Consider the following 17,293-nt stretch of genomic DNA (forward strand, 5'->3'; position numbering starts at 1 on the left):
CGGTTTTTCAGTTTTATTGTTCCTGTTTTGTTCTTATTTCAGCAAAGAGTCAAGCAATGCTGTGCGGCTCTTCAACAGGTTTGCGCGGGAAGAGAGGGATTATGGCCTTGCGGCCATGTGTGCCACCGTTAAAACGGATTATCCGGTCGGCCTCTCCCTTTTTGCGGATAATTGACGCGCCGGACATCAGGGTTTGGAGGAAACCGCCGATGATCGCCAGCATTCTGATTGCCGTGGTTGCGGCCATCCATGTTTACATCACCATTCTGGAAATGCTGCTGTGGGAAAAGCCGACCGGCCGCAAGGCCTTCGGCCTCTCTGAGGATTTTGCGCGACAGACGAAGGTGCTTGCCGCCAATCAGGGGCTTTACAATGGTTTTCTGGCAGCCGGATTGATCTATGGGCTCACGCAGGGCGATGAAGGACTGAGTTTCAAGGTCTTCTTCCTCACCTGTGTCCTGATAGCCGGCATTTTCGGCGCCATTACCGCCAATATGAAAATCCTGTTCATTCAGGCTTTGCCGGCATTGTTTGCGCTCGGCTTCCTCTGGATCGGAGTATGAACCTATGACCGCATGGAACGATCTCCGCGCAAAAGACGCCCTCAACCGCATATTTATGGCGGCAGTGGCGAGTGCCGATCCCGCAAAGGTGCTGCAACATCATCTTCCTTCCCCGCCCAAGGGCAGGTGCGTGGTGGTCGGCGCGGGCAAGGCCTCGGCTGCCATGGCCGCAGCGCTTGATAAGGCCTGGGCGGATGTGAACCTCTCCGGTATCGTCGTAACCCGTTACGGTCATGCCGTTCCGGCCGGGCGCATCGAAATCATCGAGGCCTCCCATCCCGTGCCCGACGACATGAGTGCCGAAGCGGCAAGACGCATTCTTGCCTCCTTTGAAGGGCTGACCGCAGACGACATGGTGATCGCGCTAATTTCCGGCGGCGGTTCGGCACTGATGGTCGCACCTGCCGAAGGCATGACGCTTGCGGACAAGATGGCCGTCAACCGCGCACTTCTTGCCAGCGGTGCGACGATTTCCGAGATGAATGCCGTGCGCAAGCACCTCTCCCGCATCAAGGGCGGACGACTGGCGCTGGCCGCCAAACCGGCCAGAGTGGTTTCGCTGTTGATTTCAGACGTACCGGGCGACGATCCCTCCGAAATCGCTTCCGGCCCCACGGTTGCCGATCCGAGCGATATCAACAATGTGCGGGAAATCGTCTCCCGTTATGCGCTCGATCTTCCCGAGAATGTGCGCAAAGTGCTGGAAAAGGGCGAGGAAACGCCGAAGGCAGGCGATATAGAAGAGGACATCAGGCTGATCGCGACACCCTCGCTCGCCCTACAGGCGGCGGCGGACGAGGCGGTGAAGCTTGGCCTTACGCCGCTCATCCTCGGGGATTCGCTGGAGGGCGAGTCAAAGGATGTCGGCGCGGTGATGGCGGGTATCGCCCTCTCCGCCAGCCGCAAGGGCCTGCCAGTCAAAGGCCCGGCCGTGCTGCTTTCCGGCGGAGAAACCACGGTGACGATCGGCAAAGGGCTGGCCGGCAAGGGTGGGCGCAACACGGAATTTCTGCTGAGCCTTGCGCTGACGCTGAAGGGTGCAGGCGGTATCTGGGCCATTGCCGGCGATAGCGACGGCATAGACGGCGTTGAGGATGCGGCAGGCGCACTGGTGACGCCCGATACGCTTGCGCGTATGCGCAACGCCGGTGCCGATCCGCGCCAGTCGCTGGTGGGACACGACAGCTACACCGCCTTCAAGGCGGTTGGCGACCTTGTCGTGACCGGTCCGACGCTGACGAATGTGAATGATATCAGGGCGATTTTGATCGGGTGAAAGCAGGAGAGTTCGAGCCTGTTATGGCCTTGCGGTGCGCATCGTTGAACGTGGCTGTTATGGCCTTGCGGTGCGCATCGTTGAACGTGGCTGTTTTGACTATACCGTCGGACAGGTATAATCTGGTGGCCTGTCTTTTGGAGCCTCAGCCATGCGTTTTGGAGTGCTCGTAATTGGTCTAGCCCTGGCCCTGATCCCCACCTTGGCGGACGCCCACAATTGCAAATGCCGAAATCGCGGTGTCATGTTCGAACTCGGCCAGACATCCTGCCTCAGGGTCGATGGCGGCTCCTATCTCGCGCGCTGCGAAATGAAACTTAACGTCTCATCCTGGACGAGAATACAGGACGGTTGCCCCGTGACTGAACGAATGCAGCAGCAGATGACACGCGCAAATTGATCACGTCTTCAGGTGGGTCGTGAGGGGAAAGCAGGCAGAGATATGCCGAGAGCTTGCCCCCTCATCCGGCCCTCCCCCCCCCGCAGGGAGAAGAAATACGCCGCGACGCCATATCGATCTTACAGCTTCACCCAGCCGCCATTCTTTTTACCGGATTCGATGCAGGCGGTGACAAAAGCAACGCCTTTGACACCGTCATCGACGGTCGGATAGGTGACCGCCTTGTCGAGCTCCGAACCGGTGCGGCGGGCTTCGATGGCATGGGCCGCTTCGGTATAGATGGTCGCGAAGGCTTCGAGATATCCTTCCGGATGGCCCGAGGGAATGCGCGTGACACGCGCGGCCGCAGCACCGGCGCCAGCACCGCCGCGGGTGATGAGCTGTTTCGGCTCGCCAAGCTTCGTGAACCAGAGATAGTTCGGATCAGCCTGCGTCCACTCGATGCCTGCCTTGTCGCCGTAAACGCGGACCTTCAGTCCGTTTTCATGCCCGACAGCCACCTGGCTGCACCAAAGCAGGCCCTTGGCTGGTTGCTTGCCGTCCTTTGGCTTGAAGCGCAGCATCACATGCGCATTGTCGTCCAGACGGCGACCCTCCACGAAGGTATGTACATCCGCTGCCAGTTCATCGGCTTCCAGACCGGAAATGAAGCAGCCGAGATTATAGGCATGGGTGCCGATGTCCCCTGTGGAGCCGCCGACACCGGATTGCGCCGGATCGGTGCGCCAGACGGCCTGTTTCGCACCGGTCTGCTCCAACGGCTCAGCCAGCCAATCCTGCGGATATTCCATCTGCACCAGACGGATGTTCCCGAGCGCACCGGTTTCCACAAGTTCACGCGCATGCCGCACCATAGGATAACCGGTGTAGTTATGGGTGAGGATGAACAGCGCGTCCGCCTTGTCCGCCACGTCCTTCAGCTTTTTGGCATCCTCCAGATTGGAGGTCAGCGGCTTGTCGCAGATGACATGGATGCCGCGTTCCAGAAACGCCTTCGCCGCAGGATAATGTACGTGGTTGGGCGTGACGATCGCTACCGCCTCGATACCATCCTCGCGAAGCGCTTCCTTCTCTGCCATTTCTTCGAATGACCCATAGCAACGCTCTGGAGCAAGCCCGAGTTCGCGGCCGGAGGCGAGGGATTTTTCCGGTGTCGAGGACAAGGCCCCGGCCACGAGATCGAAGCGGTTGTCGAGCCGCGCGGCCATGCGGTGAACGCCGCCGATAAATGCACCCGAACCGCCACCCACCATGCCCAGGCGAATCCGCGTGTTCGCCTTGTCGGTTGTCTTTCCTTCAATAGCCATAATGTCTCCTCGGCATTTTCTAAGCGCATTCCCACACGGAAAACGGCTTCACACTTTTCCTGGAAATGCTTTTAAAGCCCAAGCATGCGCCGGTTGGCCGCATCATCGGTGCCAGCAGATGCGAAATCATCAAAGGCTTTTTCCGTGACGCGGATGATATGGTGCTTGACGAACTCGGCCCCTTCCCGGGCACCGTCTTCAGGATGTTTCAGCGCGCATTCCCATTCAACCACTGCCCATCCGTCGAAATCATTGGCAGCCATTTTCGAGAAGACCGCACCGAAATCCACCTGCCCGTCACCCAGCGAGCGGAAGCGGCCCGCACGGTTGACCCAACCCTGATAACCGCCATACACGCCCTGGCGGCCGGTCGGATTGAACTCAGCGTCCTTGACATGGAACATCTTGATGCGGTCTTTGTAGATGTCGATATTGTCAAGATAATCAAGGCATTGCAGCACGTAATGCGACGGGTCGTAGAGCATGTTGGCGCGCTTGTGGTTCTTCACACGCTCCAGGAACATCTCGAAAGTCACGCCATCATGCAGATCTTCGCCGGGATGGATTTCGTAGCAGACATCCACGCCCTGCTCATCGGCGTAATCGAGGATCGGCGTCCAGCGTCTTGCCAGCTCGTCAAAGGCGGTTTCCACCAGACCGGCCGGGCGCTGCGGCCACGGATAGATGAAGGGCCAGGCAAGAGCGCCCGAAAAGGTCGCATGTGCGTTGATGCCGAGATTTCTCGAAGCCTTCAGGGCAAGCTTCACCTGTTCCACCGCCCATTGCTGGCGAGCCTTCGGATTGCCGCGCACTTCAGGTGCTGCAAAACCATCGAAGGCCTCGTCATAGGCGGGGTGAACGGCAACCAGCTGGCCCTGCAAATGGGTGGAAAGCTCGGTTACCTCGATGCCGTTCTGGCGGGCGACACCCGCAAATTCATCGCAATAGTCCTTGGATTCGGCGGCCTTTTTCAGATCGATCAACTGCCCGGCCCAGGTGGGAACCTGCACGCCGGCATAACCCTTTTCTGCCGCCCATTTGGTAATGCCGTCCCATGTATTGAAAGGCGCAGCATCACCGGCAAACTGACCGAGAAAAAGACCCGGTCCCTTGATCGTTTTCATAAAAATCTCCTCCTGTATCGATACAGTTCAGCGGTAAAACCGCTTTGGCTCCCAATTTGCCAAGCTAACCGCTCATTATTTTCAGACAAGCCCCAAATGCCGGGGAGCGAGAGAATTTCGTTATTCCACTAAAAAACGAAACACGTCTAAAGCGCCAGACCGCTTGCCCTGTCGAACACATGCACACGCTCGTGATGCACGGTGGCGGCAAAGGGGGTGTTGATCTTGACCAGTTGCTCGCCATCCACCACCGCCGTAACCTGATCGCCCGCCAGTTCGAAGACCACATGCGTCTGCGCGCCTGTCGGCTCGACCAACACCGTCCTGCCGGACAGTGAAATATCGCCGCCGACGGTCGAACCGATATGTTCCGGTCTCAACCCGATCGTCACCGACTGGCCGCGCTTGACATTTCTTGAGGCGGCAATGCGGATCGCCGTCCCGTCCTTCAGCCGGGCGGCAGGTTGATCGCCCTCGCCGTCGACCACGCCTTCGATGAGGTTCATGGCCGGCGAGCCGATGAAGGCGGCAACGAAAAGATTGGCAGGTGTCTTATAAAGTTCGAGCGGCGTGCCCTGCTGCTCGATACGGCCGTGATTGAGCACCACCACCCGGTCGGCCAGCGTCATTGCCTCGATCTGGTCATGGGTGACGTAGATGGAGGTCGTACCGACTTTCTGATGCAGAGCCTTGATTTCGCTACGCATCTGCACGCGCAGCTTGGCATCCAGATTGGACAGCGGCTCATCGAACAGGAAGACGGCCGGGTTGCGCACCACGGCGCGGCCCATGGCGACGCGCTGGCGCTGGCCACCCGAAAGCTGCGAGGGCTTGCGGTCCAGAAGCTTGCCGAGATCGAGCATGCGGGCGGCTTCCGCCACGCGCTCATCGATGACGTTTTTCGGCTGCCCGGCAAGCTTCAGATTGAAGCCCATGTTTTCGGCGACCGTCATATGCGGATAAAGCGCATAGGACTGGAATACCATGGCGATATTGCGCTCGCGCGGCGTCATGGAATTGACGACGGTGCCGCCAATGAGAATATCCCCATCGGTGATTTCCTCCAGCCCGGCGATCATGCGCAGCAGGGTAGATTTGCCGCAGCCCGAAGGCCCGACCAGCGCAATGAATTCGCCATCGGTTATATCGAGCGAGATGCCGTGAATGACATCGAGCGAGGCATAGGACTTGCGGATATCCCTAAGTTCGACGGAAGCCATGTTTTGCTCCTTTCAAGTCACGATTTGACGGCACCGGCCGTCAGGCCCGCGATGATGTGTTTCTGTGCGAGGAAGAAGACGATGACGGTCGGCAGGATCGTCAGCGTGATGAAGGCGAGCACGAGCTGCCATTCCGTGCCGAATTCGCCGCGATAGACCATGATGCCGAGTGGCCAGGGATATTTCGATTCCGAGTTCAGCATGATCAGCGGCAGAATGTAGCTGTTCCAGCTGCCGACGAAGGAAACGATCCCAACCGTCGCCACGATGGGTCGTGAGAGCGGCATCGAAATGTGCCAGAAGAAGCGCAGATAGCCGCAACCATCCACGAAAGCGGCCTGAAACAACTCTTCCGGCAGATTGCGGAAGTAATTGCGAAACAGAAGGATGCTCATGCCGAGCCCAAAAGCCACCTGCGGCAGAACCACGCCCCAATAGGTATCGAGCAGACCGAGATCGCGGATGCGGATGAACAGCGGCAGGATGGCGGTCGCCGCCGGGAACATCAGTCCCAGCAGGAAGTAATTCAGCAGGAAAGACGAGCCGAAGAACTTCACATGCGCAAAGGTGAAGGCGGCCATGGCAGAGACGGTCAGCGTCAAAAAGACCGTCAACAGCGCAATCACCAGCGAATTGAATATCTGCAGCCAGTAGCGTTTGCCAAAGAGGATATCGCCGTAATTGGCCCATTGCCACTCGGCTGGCAAGCCGAACGGGTTGACGCGCAGATCCCCCAGCGTCTTGAAGCCGCCAAGCGCCGTCGTCAGAAGCGGGATGAGCACGATGGCCGCGATCAGGCTCAGCGATATATAAAGATAGAGCTTTGTTTGCAGCGGCATGCGGACGGAAGTGGATGGTTCAGTCATGGCGCATGAAAATCCTTTTGTAACCGAAGGCGAGCGTCACGCAGATAACGAAGAGAACGACACCCACCGCGCTGCCAAGCCCCACCTGCATGCGCATGACGCCGTAGGTATAGAGAAAGGTGACCATGGTTTGCGTGGAGTTGGACGGACCGCCGCCGGTGAGCGGCATGATCATGTCGAACAGCTGTAGCGAGCCGATCACCGCAAAAAAGACGGACAGGCGCACCGTTGAGCCGAGCATCGGCAAGGTGACGTATCGAAACTTCTGCCAGCCGGAGGCGCCGTCGATTTCGGCAGCTTCCAGCACGTTCTTGTCGACGGATTGAAGGCCGGCGATGAACAACATCATGTGGAAACCGAAATACTTCCAGACGATGACGCCAAGCACGGCGTAGATCGCCACATCCTTGTCGGCCAGGACGTAAGGGTTGGCGAAGCCGAAGAAATTGGAGATGGCAGCGAAAAGGCCGTAATCGCCATCATAAACGAAGCGCCAGATCAGGCCGGCCGCGACATCCGCAAGGACATAGGGCAGGAAGAAAACCAGCCGAAAGGCAACGACGCCCGGAAGGCGGTGCGCCAGCATCATGGCAAGCCAGATCGCCAGCGGGATCTGGATCAGCACGGAAATCAGGATGATGAGGCCGTTATTGAGCAGAGCCTGCGAAAAGGCGGCATTGCCGAACAGGACCTGGAAATTCTTCAAGCCCACGAAATCGGTCGGCGTGCCGTAACCGTTCCAGCGGTAAAGGCTGTACCATGCCGCCTCGCCCATGGGCAGGATGACGAACAGGGTAAAGAGCAGCAATGCGGGCGGAAGGAAGACCAGCAGGGTCAGCGCACGGTCATGCGCGACCGAGCTTTGCTTGCGCTTCGTCTTCGACGCGCCGCGCGCCGGTATGGACGCAGAAGTCATGGAAATATCCGTCATCTCTATCCGCTTTCATTCAGGCAGATACTGCGGCGCCGCGTCCCGCGCGGCGCCGTCATGGAACCGAAATCAGCGAAGCTCGAAAGCATCCTGAATTTGCTTGGCGCCCTCTTCGGCGCTCATCTGGCCGGAAACGATTTCGACGGAGACATCGTTGACCACGCGGCCAACGGCAGCGCCCAGTGTCTGGTCGAAGAAGTTCTGGTGCCAGGTAGAGCTTGCAAGCTGCTTGGCCGAATCTGCCAGCAGCGGGTTGTTGACCGCTCCATCCGCACCCGTCGCAACCGGCAGGATCATGCCCGCAGCCGCCATCTTCTCTTCACTTTCCTTGCTGGTCAGGAAGGCCGCGAAATCGATCGCTTCCTTGGAAGCGTTTTTCGTGACTGCCCAACCATTCAGACCGCCCAGCGTGTCGGTGACTTTGCCAGCACCACCTTCGACGGCGGGAAAGGCGAAGCGACCGATATTGTCTGCCGCAAGGCCTTTGCCGTCACCGGCATTCTTGCGCTGGTTGGCTTCAGTATTGTCAAAGCCGAGGATCATCGCGGCCTTGCCATCACCGAAGACGCCGAGCGCCTGGGGCCAGGTGGAGCCGAGATAGCCGGGCTGGAAGGGTTCGAGCTTGCCGAACTCGGCCAGTTGCTCGCCCGCCTTGATGATGGAGGGATCCATGAAGCCTTCACCCTCGCCCTTGCGGGCGGCGTCGAACACGGTCTGCCCGCCATTGCGCATGACGAGATAGCTCCAGTAGAAATGGATCGGCCATTTTTCACCGCCACCACCGGCAATCGGAACGATGCCCGCTGCCTTGATTTTCTTGACGGTGGCGCCGAGATCGTCCCAGGTCTTGATGTCTTCCGCCTTCACGCCCGCCTTGGCAAACAGCTCCTTGTTATAAAAGAAACTGACGAGGCTGACCTTGTAGGGCACTGCCCAGACCTTGCCGTCAAAGGAGAGGCCGTCGATTGCCGCGGCGTTATAGGCCTGCCGCAGCTTGCCGCCATCGGCGTCGAAAACCTCGCTCAAATCCTTGAGTGCGCCGGTTTTTGACTGTTCCTCAAGGACGCCGCCGCCCCAGCTATAAAAGAAATCGGGAACGTCGTTGGATTGCAGCAACGTCGGTAATTTGGCCTTGAAGGCCTCGTTTTCGAGAAACTGCAGTTGCACGTCCACGTCAGGATGTTTGGCCTCATAGTCCTTGGCAATCTCCTCCCAGACGGCCACGGCTTTGGGGTCCAACTCCACATGCATCCATTTAACGACCGTTGCGGCCGAGGCGCTTGCGGCGCCGAGCATGAGAGCAATGCTTGTCGTTGTGGCAAAGCCTATCAGCCTGCCGCTCAGGCTTGCGCCTGCGTGCCTAATCGTCATGATCGTGATCCTCCCTCGGGGATTTCCTCATTTATTCCCCAATGCGGATTAATTCACCTTAGCACTCGCTCATTGTCAAGGCGCCATGCCGATTTTTTGAGCGAACGGCTTGACACACCCCTCCCTGACACCGTTATTTAATCCGCAATCCGACATAAATTGGTTTTCGAACCGGCATTGATCGCAGCAGGAACCCATGAAGACCGCAGACCCAGAACTGATGCGCGCGATCAACCGGCTAAGCGTGCTGGACAGCATCCGCCGCCACGGACCGATCTCCCGGGTGGAAATCAGCGAAAGAACGCAGCTTTCCACCACCACCGTATCGGCCATCACCGCATCGCTGCTCGATGACGGGCTTATCCTTACCCGCCATATCGGCGATATCCGCACGGAGGGCGCACGCGGCAGGCCGCGGGTGATGCTGGAGCTGAACCCGGATGCGGCCCGCGTGGTGGGCGCCAAGATTGCGGCAAGCCGCATGGTCTTCGTCGTCACCGATTTTTGCGGCAACGTGCTGTCCACCCTCGCCCTGCCGATCCGTGTAGACCGCCAACCGATCGGCGTCATTGCCGATCTGGTGGAAGACGGGGTGCGGCGTTGCGTGGTCGATGCCGGACTGTCGCTGGAAGATGTGGACATGGTCTGCCTTGGCCTGCCAGGCGTCATCGAACATCGCACCGGCAGGATCCGCAGCAGCCCTATCCTGCGGGAAGTGAACGTCGATTTTGCCGAGGAAATGACCTCACGGCTGAATTCCCCCACCATCATCGAAAGCGACGCCCACGCCATCACGCTTGCCCATCACTGGTTCGGCCATGCGCGCGATCTGGAGGACATGGTGCTGATCTCGCTCGAGCAGACACTTGGGCTTGGCGTGATGCATCAAAACCAGCTGTTTCGTGGTGCAGGCGGCCTCAGCCACAATCTCGGCGACCTCGTGATCGGCCTTGCCAGTGAAGGAACCGTGCGGCTGGCGAGCCAGGCGGGCGAGAACGCCATTCTCGGTTCCCGCCCGGTGGACGGGCGTTTTGCAGAAGCTATCCGGCTTGGTCGCGGCATGCAGCATGCCCATGCGCTGATTGCGGCGGAAGACAACGATCTTATAGCGGCAGCCTTGCGCGCCGGTGCAGCCCTTGGCCTGACGCTTGCCAATATCGTCACGCTGTTTGCGCCGCCACGGGTCATCATCACCGGCTCCAGTCTCGAGCTCGGCGAGCCCTTCATTACCAGCATCCGCGACAGTTACAACGCCGCCGTGCCGCCATCGCTGGCAGGCGTCGCAGAGCTGGTTTTCGACGTCGCAAGCGACGAACTGTGGGCGCAAGGGGCGGCAGCCGTCGCACTTTACGAGCTTTACGAATCGCCATGGAACACCACAGGGCCGGCGCTCTAGCCGGCAAGGTTGAGAGTGGGCTTAGGCATTTCTGATTTACGGGAGGAAATCACATGAACAAGGTCGGTATCGGCATCATCGGCTGCGGCAACATCTCCAGCGCCTATCTCAAGGCGATGGCGTCGTTTCCCATTCTCGACATTCGCGGACTGGCGGATATGAACGAGGAGGCAGCAAAAGCGCGGGCAGACGAGTTCGGCCTTCAGGCAAGAAGTATCGATGAACTTCTGTCTGACCCCTCCGTGGAAATCATCGTCAACCTGACGATTCCCAAGGCGCATGTGGAGGTGGGCCTGCGCGCACTTGAGGCGGGAAAACATGCCTATTCGGAAAAGCCGCTCGGCATCAATTTCGTGGAGGGTAAACGGCTTGCGGACGCGGCAAAGGCAAAGGGCCTGCGCATCGGTTCGGCACCGGACACTTTCCTCGGCGGCGGGCACCAGACCGCGCGCCGCCTGATAGACGAAGGTGTGCTCGGCCAGCCGGTTGGCGGAACGGCTACCTTCATGTGCCCCGGCCATGAGCGCTGGCATCCCAACCCCGCCTTTTATTACGAAGTCGGCGGCGGGCCGATGCTGGATATGGGACCCTATTACATCACCGATCTCGTCAACCTGTTCGGCCCGGTCGCCAAGGTGGCAGGTTTCGCCATCGCGCCGCGCAACGAACGTCTCATCACCAGCGAACCTAAGAATGGCGAGAAAATCCCAGTCCATGTCGCCACCCATGTTTCCGGCGTGCTGGCATTCAAGAATGGCGCGGTGGTGCAGGTGGGCATGAGCTTCGATGTGGCGGGCCACAAACATGTACCGCTGGAAATCTACGGAACGGAAGGCACATTGATCGTGCCCGACCCCAATCATTTCGGCGGTGAGGTGCAATTGCTGAAAAAGGGCGGCCAGTTCGAGCCGCAGGCACTGTCTTCGCCCTATGCTGACGGCAACTACCGCTCGATCGGCGTGGCCGACATGGCCCATGCGATCCGCGAAAACCGCCCGCACCGCGCCAATGGCGATCTTGCCTTGCACGTGCTGGAGGTCATGGAGGCCTTCCAGACGGCAGCGGACAGCGGCACCACCGTTTCCATCACCACCGGGGTGGAGCGCCCTGCTCCCCTTGAAACTTCGCTGGTCGACGGCCAGCTCGGCAAATAATCCCGAGGAGGAAATAAATGCGCGAAGCACTCATCGTCTGGGGCGGCTGGAGCGGCCACGAGCCGCAGGAATGCGCCACCATCGTCAAGGACATTCTGGAAGAGGATGGTTTCAAGGTCTATGTCGAACACGGCACGGAGGCGTTCGCCGATCCTTCCGTGCATGATCTGAGCCTTGTCGTGCCGATCGTGACAATGTCGAAGATCGAGAAGGAAGAGATCAAGAATCTCACCGCCGCCGTCGAAAACGGCGTCGGCATTGCCGGCTTTCACGGTGGTGCAGGCGACAGTTTCCGCGACTGCGTCGAGTACCAGTTCATGATCGGCGGCCAGTGGGTCGCCCATCCCGGCAATATCATCGACTATCACGTCAACATCACCCGCCCCGACGACCCGTTGATGGAGGGAGTTTCCGATTTCCCCTACACATCGGAGCAATACTACATGCATGTCGATCCCTCCAACGAGGTGCTGGCGACGACAAAATTCACCGGCGACCACGCCTGGTGGATCGACGGTGTAGTGATGCCGGTGGTCTGGAAACGCAAATACGGCAAGGGCCGCGTCTTCTATTCGGCGCTCGGCCATCAGGCCAAGGAGTTTTCCGTGCCGCAGATGAAAACCATGTTCCGCCGCGGCGCCAACTGGGCGGCACGTTAAAGCGTGCATTGAGAGGCGGCCAAACAAGGCCGCCTTTTTCTTTATCATCAGCCCCGAATAATCTCTTCCGCAGCCATCGCCACACCCAGAACGTGGTCATCCGTGCCGTGCAGGCCTGATAGCAGCAGGCCAACGGGCATGCCCGCCTCACCCGTGCCGCAGGGAATGGAAACGCCGCAGAGATCGAAGAAGTTGCCGATCTGGGTGTTGCGCAGGGTCTTGGCATTCATGGCAAAGAAGGTCTCATCATTCTCCACAAGCGGTGCGACCTTGGCCGCGACATGAGGCAATGTCGGCGATATCAGCAGCTCATTCTTGCCAATCATGCCCGAAAAAGCCGCCGTCATGCGTTCGCGCGCCTCGATAATGGCGATGTAATCCGGCATGGAGATATTCGCGCCCAGTCTTGCTCGCGCAACCACGCGTGGGTCCATGCGAGCCGCATCAGCACCTTCCAGCCGCGCCTTGTGCAGGGCGAAGGCTTCCGCCGTTACCAGCGCACCCTTTTCCTTGATAAGATCGAATAATTGCGAAAAGACCGGGAATGCCTGCCGCCGTACAGAAGCGCCGGCGCGGGAAAGCCGTTCCACTGCCTGCTCAAAAGCGACCGCGACGCCCTCCTCGATGCCATCGAAAAACACTGTTTCCGGCACGACGAGCGACAAGCCGGACAGAGGCGTACGCGCCGCGTCAAAAGCCGCCTTGCCACGCATGGCGGCATCTACCCACACGGCGTCCTGCACAGTGCGAGTGAGTGGGCCGAGCGAATCGAGACTTTTAGCCAGCGGATAGACGCCGCGCATCGAGTAACGGCCGCGGCTAGCCTTGTACCCCACCACACCGTTGAAGGCGGCGGGAATGCGCACCGATCCGCCGGTATCCGTACCGATTGCCACCGGCACCAGGCCGGCCGCAACCGCGACACCCGCGCCGGAAGAAGAGCCGCCCGGCAGCCGGTGGACATCCGTGGAAGCGGGATTGCGCGGCGTTCCGTAATGCGGGTTGATGCCAAGGCCGGAAAACGCGAACTCGCTCATATTGGTACGGCCGATGCAGACCATCCCGGCCTCCTTCAGCGCGCTCACCACATCCGCGTCACGGGACGCAGGCCCATCGTTCGAAAGCACCGTCGATCCAGCCGTGGTCACAGTGCCTTCGAGATCGAAAAGGTCCTTCCAGGCGACCGGAATGCCGTCGAGCACGCCGCAGGATCGTCCCTCGCGAATGCGTTTCAAGGCGCCTTCCGCCTCCGCCATGGCCCGCTCCGCCGTCAAGCCGACAAAGATCGCCCGGTCTTCCGATTTCCCGATTGCATCAAGGGTCTCTTCCGCCAAGGCGCGCGGATCAAGATGGCCGCTCTGGATGAGAATGGAAAGCTGCGCGATGTTTTTGCCCTTGTGAGCCATGATATGTTCCCTGAAACCGGCATGTTACGCACAACATGCCGTTTATCGGCAGCTTGGCAAGGTCAATCGCGGTACCCTTGCAACCATAAAGCGCGGTTGATGAGCGCGAAAAGGGGCCCCAATGCATCGGCGTATTTGGCGTCGATGTCCCATCACAAGCCATCGAATATTTCAACCTGAGGTACATATTTTCGGCGCCTTATATAAGCGGCGACTATAAAAAGACGGATTAATTCTTAATCGCATCTAAACTTTGTTGAATTATTTAGCAGACACCATTGAAATACATGCCCTATAAAAATTCCATAAAACAATCATAACGCGACATCGCGGGGGAATATCGCGAATGGAAGAGACTGCCTATCGGGGGATAGATAGACAGACTGAAACCGGTGACACGCTTCGCTCAACGACGCAGCCGGTACCGGGCCGCTTTTCGCGGCGGCGTTCGCTCGCCAGCAAGATAACCCTGATATTTCTCGGCGGCGTGATCTTTTCCTACAGCATCGGGGCGCTCGTCGGCTGGTACATGTTCGTTGCCGCAGCCAGCGAGCAATGGCTCAACCAGGCCCGCGTCAATTCACAGATTGCCAGCGCCACCCTGCGCAGCATCTATACCTATGTCAGCGTCACCGCCGACACGGACGGACAGGTGAACGGCATCTTGACCGACAAGCCGATTGGCGACGACGCATCCATTCTCGTTACCGGCTTCAACCCCAGCGACGTTCTCGCCCTCATCGGTGCGCAGACCAAGAATGCCGTCTGGCTTTTCCGCTACGATGAGGCCGATTCCGGATTCCGTCAAATCGCGGCGGCCTTCGACAACGCCACCGACGACGCCGAAAAACCGATTGCCACCGATCCCATCTTCTCCAGAGATGCGGTCGCCGCGCGTTTTGCCACCGGCTTTGCGACGATTGGCGATTCCAGCCATTATATCGGCCTATTGCCGATCATCAGCACGGAAACGAAAAAACCGATTGGCGCGGTCGCCGTCAGCATCGGCGGTTCGGACGCACTTTATGGCGCGCAGCGCAAGCTCATCTACAATTCGCTCGTCGCCCTGATCGTTGTTCTGACCGTCACCGGCGTTCTCGTGACGCTGATTGCCAGGCATTTTCTGAAACCCGTTCCGGCGCTGGTGCAGGCGACACTCAGGATCGCCCGTGAGGAAACCGATGTCGTCACACCGTTTCAGGATCGACGGGACGAGATCGGCGATATGGCCACCGCCATCGAAACCCTGCGGGAGGCCGTTCTGGAACGTGGACGGCTCAGGCAGATACGTGACATGGCGCAGCAACTGGAACATATGGCCCATCATGATGCGCTGACGGGGCTTCCCAACCGCGTGCTCTTGATGAAGACGCTGGAGAACCGTCTCGAACATCTTTCCACGTCAGGCCAGCCGTTCAACGTCATGCTGCTCGATCTCGACCGCTTCAAGGCCGTCAACGATACGTTGGGACACGCGGCAGGCGACGCCCTGCTGGTGGCCGTGGCCTCGCGGATTTCCTCCGTGCTCGGTGAAAACGACATGGTGAGCAGGCTCGGCGGCGACGAATTTGCGATCATACAAGCGGTGACCGATAATTGTCGCGAGGATGCGGGCGCGCTGGCAAAGCGCGTGGTCCATGCGGTCTCGCGCAGCTTCAGCCTCGAAGGTAGCCATATAAGCGTCGATACCAGCATCGGCATCGCCTGCGCGCCCGATCACGGCAACTCCGCCACCCAGCTTCTGCAACATGCGGACCTTGGTCTCTACCGGGCGAAATCCATGGGATGCGGCTTTTTTGTCTTTTACGAGCCTGGCATGGACATGGCGGCGCAGCACAAGCACGCGCTCGAAATAGACATGAAATCCGCGCTCGAAAACCACGAATTCGAGCTGTATTACCAGCCCGTGGTCAATCTGGAGAGCGGCCGCATTGTCGCCTACGAGGCCCTTGCCAGATGGCGGCACAGCAAGCTTGGCATCATCACGCCGGATCGCTTCATAACGCTTGCCGAAGAAAACAATTTCATCAAACCTCTGGGCGAATGGGTTTTGGCGCAGGCCTGCATGGACGCCATGACCTGGCCCAGGGATATCCGACTTGCCGTCAATCTTTCCGCCGTGCAGCTTTGCAATGACGATATTGTCCCGATCGTTGACGGCGCGCTGAAAGCCTCCGGCTTCCCGGCCGAGCGGCTCGAGCTTGAAGTGACGGAAACGGCAATGCTCGAGCGCGACAACAGCGCCAGGGCTTTAAAGCTGCTGAAGGAAATGGGCGTCCGCCTCGTGCTTGATGATTTCGGCACCGGTTATGCCGGGTTGAGCACGCTGACGCATGTTGCCTTCGACAAGATCAAGATCGACCGCGAATTCGTTTCCGGCCTGCCGGAAAATCCAATGTGCTCGGCCATCGTCAACACCATCATCGACATGGCAGAACAGATCGGCCTGAAAGTCACCGCCGAGGGCGTGGAAGACAAGAAACAGGTCGAGGCCCTCAAGCTTTCCGGATGTGACGAGGCACAGGGCTATTATTTTGCCGAGCCGGCGCCGCTTGCCCGGATACTCAAGAACCGTGCCGTCATCGCCCAAACCGGAAACGACGAATATAGCGACGTCGGACGACCGATGCAGGAAACCTATTACCCGCCACAAAAAGCGATTTGAGAACGCGGCTGACAGCCAAAAGGACATAAAATGCGCATTTCAGTATTTTGCCTTTTCCTCACATGCTTTATCCCCACAACTCCGGTGCAGGCCGCCGGCGAAGGCGATACGCTTCGGCAGATTGCCAAGACCGCGAAAATCCGCATCGGTTATCGTGAGGCAGAACCGCCGTTTTCCTATCAGCTGCCGGACGGAGAAGTGACCGGCTTCTCGACTGATCTTTGCCGTGCGATCAGCGAGGACATCCGCACGCAACTGAAGCTGGACAAACTCGACATTGAATATGTAAAGGCCACGCCCGCAACCCGGTTCATTCTCGTCCGGAGCGGCAAGATCGATATTGAATGCGCGGCGACGACCAACAACAGCGAACGCCGGAAAATGGTGGATTTCTCCTATCCGAATTTCATGACCGCGACGCAATTTCTCTCCCGTAAACAGGACAATCTGAAGAGCCTTGCCGATCTGGCCGGACGCTCCGTCACATCCGCCTCCGGCACGGTCAACATCGAGCAGCTGAATGCGGTGAACCGCGAAAAGAACCTCAATATCTCGGTGATGCCCACAAAAACCAATGAGGAAGCCTTCGAACTCGTCGTTGCCGGCAAGGCCTCTGCTTTCGTCATGGATGGCATATTGCTGGCGGCGCTGGCGGCAACATCGGAGAATCCCGACCTCTACGCGCTCTCGGACGAAACGCTGAGCGCACCCGAACCGTACGGCCTGGTGTTTCGGCGCAACGACCCGGCCTTCAAGGCGGCGGTCAACGAAAGCCTGCGGCAGATCTTCACCGGTCCCACCATTCACGGCCTTTACGAAAAATGGTTCACCAAACCCATTCCGCCCAATGGCATGAACCTGAACCTGCCGATGACCGCCTCCTTGAAACAAGCCTATGACCATCCGAGCGAATACCGGGACTGAGGGAGTAAAAACCCCACCTCTATTTTATGAA

Annotated in this window: 16 protein-coding genes; 8 read left to right on the forward strand and 8 right to left on the reverse strand. The window is 58.9% G+C overall.

Annotated elements, in window-relative coordinates; all coding sequences use genetic code 11:
• Positions 1-49 precede the first annotated feature (49 nt).
• Positions 50-223, reverse strand: coding sequence for a hypothetical protein (locus AC1DCP_RS09680; RefSeq protein ID WP_003510714.1), 174 nt, complete (start codon positions 221-223; stop codon positions 50-52).
• On the opposite strand from AC1DCP_RS09680, the gene AC1DCP_RS09685 reads away from it, so the two are divergent.
• The 3 genes from AC1DCP_RS09685 to AC1DCP_RS09695 all read left to right on the forward strand — a co-directional run bounded on the left by AC1DCP_RS09685 (position 210) and on the right by AC1DCP_RS09695 (position 2,239).
• On the forward strand, positions 210-563 hold the full coding sequence (locus AC1DCP_RS09685) for a DUF1304 domain-containing protein (RefSeq protein WP_076845901.1): 354 nt from the start codon (positions 210-212) through the stop codon (positions 561-563). The two genes, AC1DCP_RS09680 and AC1DCP_RS09685, sit on opposite strands and share 14 nt — an antisense overlap.
• A gap of 4 nt (positions 564-567) precedes the next feature.
• Positions 568-1,839, forward strand: a complete 1,272-nt coding sequence (locus AC1DCP_RS09690; RefSeq protein ID WP_076845900.1) for a glycerate kinase type-2 family protein — start codon at positions 568-570, stop codon at positions 1,837-1,839.
• Between the two features lie 151 nt (positions 1,840-1,990).
• Positions 1,991-2,239 (forward strand): hypothetical protein, encoded by a 249-nt coding sequence (locus AC1DCP_RS09695; RefSeq protein WP_038493930.1) that lies wholly within the window; start codon positions 1,991-1,993, stop codon positions 2,237-2,239.
• 119 nt (positions 2,240-2,358) lie between these two features.
• Here the strand turns inward: AC1DCP_RS09695 and AC1DCP_RS09700 are convergent, their stop codons facing one another.
• From AC1DCP_RS09700 to AC1DCP_RS09725, 6 genes are all read right to left on the reverse strand, one after another.
• Positions 2,359-3,546 (reverse strand): Gfo/Idh/MocA family protein, encoded by a 1,188-nt coding sequence (locus AC1DCP_RS09700; RefSeq protein WP_013761506.1) that lies wholly within the window; start codon positions 3,544-3,546, stop codon positions 2,359-2,361.
• Positions 3,547-3,617: 71 nt separating this feature from the next.
• Positions 3,618-4,670, reverse strand: coding sequence for a sugar phosphate isomerase/epimerase family protein (locus AC1DCP_RS09705; protein ID WP_013761507.1), 1,053 nt, complete (start codon positions 4,668-4,670; stop codon positions 3,618-3,620).
• A 146-nt stretch (positions 4,671-4,816) separates the two neighbouring features.
• Positions 4,817-5,890, reverse strand: coding sequence for an ABC transporter ATP-binding protein (locus AC1DCP_RS09710; protein ID WP_413373116.1), 1,074 nt, complete (start codon positions 5,888-5,890; stop codon positions 4,817-4,819).
• Positions 5,891-5,907: 17 nt separating this feature from the next.
• Positions 5,908-6,756, reverse strand: a complete 849-nt coding sequence (locus AC1DCP_RS09715) for a carbohydrate ABC transporter permease (protein WP_003510727.1) — start codon at positions 6,754-6,756, stop codon at positions 5,908-5,910.
• Positions 6,749-7,687: a carbohydrate ABC transporter permease gene (locus AC1DCP_RS09720; RefSeq protein ID WP_003510729.1), complete on the reverse strand. Its 939-nt coding sequence runs from the start codon at positions 7,685-7,687 to the stop codon at positions 6,749-6,751. Before AC1DCP_RS09720 ends, AC1DCP_RS09715 begins: the two co-directional genes overlap by 8 nt.
• A gap of 69 nt (positions 7,688-7,756) precedes the next feature.
• Positions 7,757-9,058: an ABC transporter substrate-binding protein gene (locus tag AC1DCP_RS09725; RefSeq protein WP_476774245.1), complete on the reverse strand. Its 1,302-nt coding sequence runs from the start codon at positions 9,056-9,058 to the stop codon at positions 7,757-7,759.
• 196 nt (positions 9,059-9,254) lie between these two features.
• Between AC1DCP_RS09725 and AC1DCP_RS09730 the strand changes: the two genes are divergently transcribed.
• The 3 genes from AC1DCP_RS09730 to AC1DCP_RS09740 are packed head-to-tail and all read left to right on the forward strand — an operon-like array spanning position 9,255 to position 12,267.
• The gene (locus AC1DCP_RS09730; RefSeq protein WP_003510733.1) at positions 9,255-10,454 is read left to right on the forward strand and encodes an ROK family transcriptional regulator; all 1,200 of its coding nucleotides are present in this window, start codon (positions 9,255-9,257) and stop codon (positions 10,452-10,454) included.
• A 53-nt stretch (positions 10,455-10,507) separates the two neighbouring features.
• The gene (locus tag AC1DCP_RS09735; protein WP_413373112.1) at positions 10,508-11,608 is read left to right on the forward strand and encodes a Gfo/Idh/MocA family protein; all 1,101 of its coding nucleotides are present in this window, start codon (positions 10,508-10,510) and stop codon (positions 11,606-11,608) included.
• A 17-nt stretch (positions 11,609-11,625) separates the two neighbouring features.
• On the forward strand, positions 11,626-12,267 hold the full coding sequence (locus AC1DCP_RS09740; protein ID WP_476774246.1) for a ThuA domain-containing protein: 642 nt from the start codon (positions 11,626-11,628) through the stop codon (positions 12,265-12,267).
• Positions 12,268-12,314: 47 nt separating this feature from the next.
• Here AC1DCP_RS09740 and AC1DCP_RS09745 read toward each other — a convergent pair whose 3' ends face one another.
• Positions 12,315-13,673 (reverse strand): amidase, encoded by a 1,359-nt coding sequence (locus AC1DCP_RS09745; RefSeq protein ID WP_127966215.1) that lies wholly within the window; start codon positions 13,671-13,673, stop codon positions 12,315-12,317.
• Between the two features lie 346 nt (positions 13,674-14,019).
• Here AC1DCP_RS09745 and AC1DCP_RS09750 point away from each other — a divergent pair, with 346 nt between their 5' ends.
• Both AC1DCP_RS09750 and AC1DCP_RS09755 read left to right on the forward strand, forming a co-directional pair.
• Positions 14,020-16,338 (forward strand): EAL domain-containing protein, encoded by a 2,319-nt coding sequence (locus AC1DCP_RS09750; RefSeq protein WP_013761514.1) that lies wholly within the window; start codon positions 14,020-14,022, stop codon positions 16,336-16,338.
• A gap of 30 nt (positions 16,339-16,368) precedes the next feature.
• Positions 16,369-17,262 (forward strand): amino acid ABC transporter substrate-binding protein, encoded by an 894-nt coding sequence (locus AC1DCP_RS09755; RefSeq protein ID WP_060642281.1) that lies wholly within the window; start codon positions 16,369-16,371, stop codon positions 17,260-17,262.
• The last annotated feature ends 31 nt before the right edge of the window (positions 17,263-17,293 follow it).

It is taken from the genome of Agrobacterium sp. 10T429, assembly GCF_056393925.1.

Excerpts from the sequence above, each read along its gene's own strand:
- AC1DCP_RS09690 (WP_076845900.1), top strand. The coding sequence starts at position 568 with ATGACCGCATGGAACGATCTCCGCGCAAAAGACGCCCTCAACCGCATA.
- AC1DCP_RS09725 (WP_476774245.1), bottom strand. The coding sequence starts at position 9,058 with ATGACGATTAGGCACGCAGGCGCAAGCCTGAGCGGCAGGCTGATAGGC.
- AC1DCP_RS09715 (WP_003510727.1), bottom strand. The coding sequence starts at position 6,756 with ATGACTGAACCATCCACTTCCGTCCGCATGCCGCTGCAAACAAAGCTC.
- AC1DCP_RS09680 (WP_003510714.1), bottom strand. The coding sequence starts at position 223 with ATGCTGGCGATCATCGGCGGTTTCCTCCAAACCCTGATGTCCGGCGCG.
- AC1DCP_RS09685 (WP_076845901.1), top strand. The coding sequence starts at position 210 with ATGATCGCCAGCATTCTGATTGCCGTGGTTGCGGCCATCCATGTTTAC.
- AC1DCP_RS09750 (WP_013761514.1), top strand. The coding sequence starts at position 14,020 with ATGGAAGAGACTGCCTATCGGGGGATAGATAGACAGACTGAAACCGGT.
- AC1DCP_RS09735 (WP_413373112.1), top strand. The coding sequence starts at position 10,508 with ATGAACAAGGTCGGTATCGGCATCATCGGCTGCGGCAACATCTCCAGC.
- AC1DCP_RS09720 (WP_003510729.1), bottom strand. The coding sequence starts at position 7,687 with ATGACGGATATTTCCATGACTTCTGCGTCCATACCGGCGCGCGGCGCG.
- AC1DCP_RS09710 (WP_413373116.1), bottom strand. The coding sequence starts at position 5,890 with ATGGCTTCCGTCGAACTTAGGGATATCCGCAAGTCCTATGCCTCGCTC.
- AC1DCP_RS09745 (WP_127966215.1), bottom strand. The coding sequence starts at position 13,673 with ATGGCTCACAAGGGCAAAAACATCGCGCAGCTTTCCATTCTCATCCAG.
- AC1DCP_RS09695 (WP_038493930.1), top strand. The coding sequence starts at position 1,991 with ATGCGTTTTGGAGTGCTCGTAATTGGTCTAGCCCTGGCCCTGATCCCC.
- AC1DCP_RS09705 (WP_013761507.1), bottom strand. The coding sequence starts at position 4,670 with ATGAAAACGATCAAGGGACCGGGTCTTTTTCTCGGTCAGTTTGCCGGT.
- AC1DCP_RS09740 (WP_476774246.1), top strand. The coding sequence starts at position 11,626 with ATGCGCGAAGCACTCATCGTCTGGGGCGGCTGGAGCGGCCACGAGCCG.
- AC1DCP_RS09730 (WP_003510733.1), top strand. The coding sequence starts at position 9,255 with ATGAAGACCGCAGACCCAGAACTGATGCGCGCGATCAACCGGCTAAGC.
- AC1DCP_RS09755 (WP_060642281.1), top strand. The coding sequence starts at position 16,369 with ATGCGCATTTCAGTATTTTGCCTTTTCCTCACATGCTTTATCCCCACA.
- AC1DCP_RS09700 (WP_013761506.1), bottom strand. The coding sequence starts at position 3,546 with ATGGCTATTGAAGGAAAGACAACCGACAAGGCGAACACGCGGATTCGC.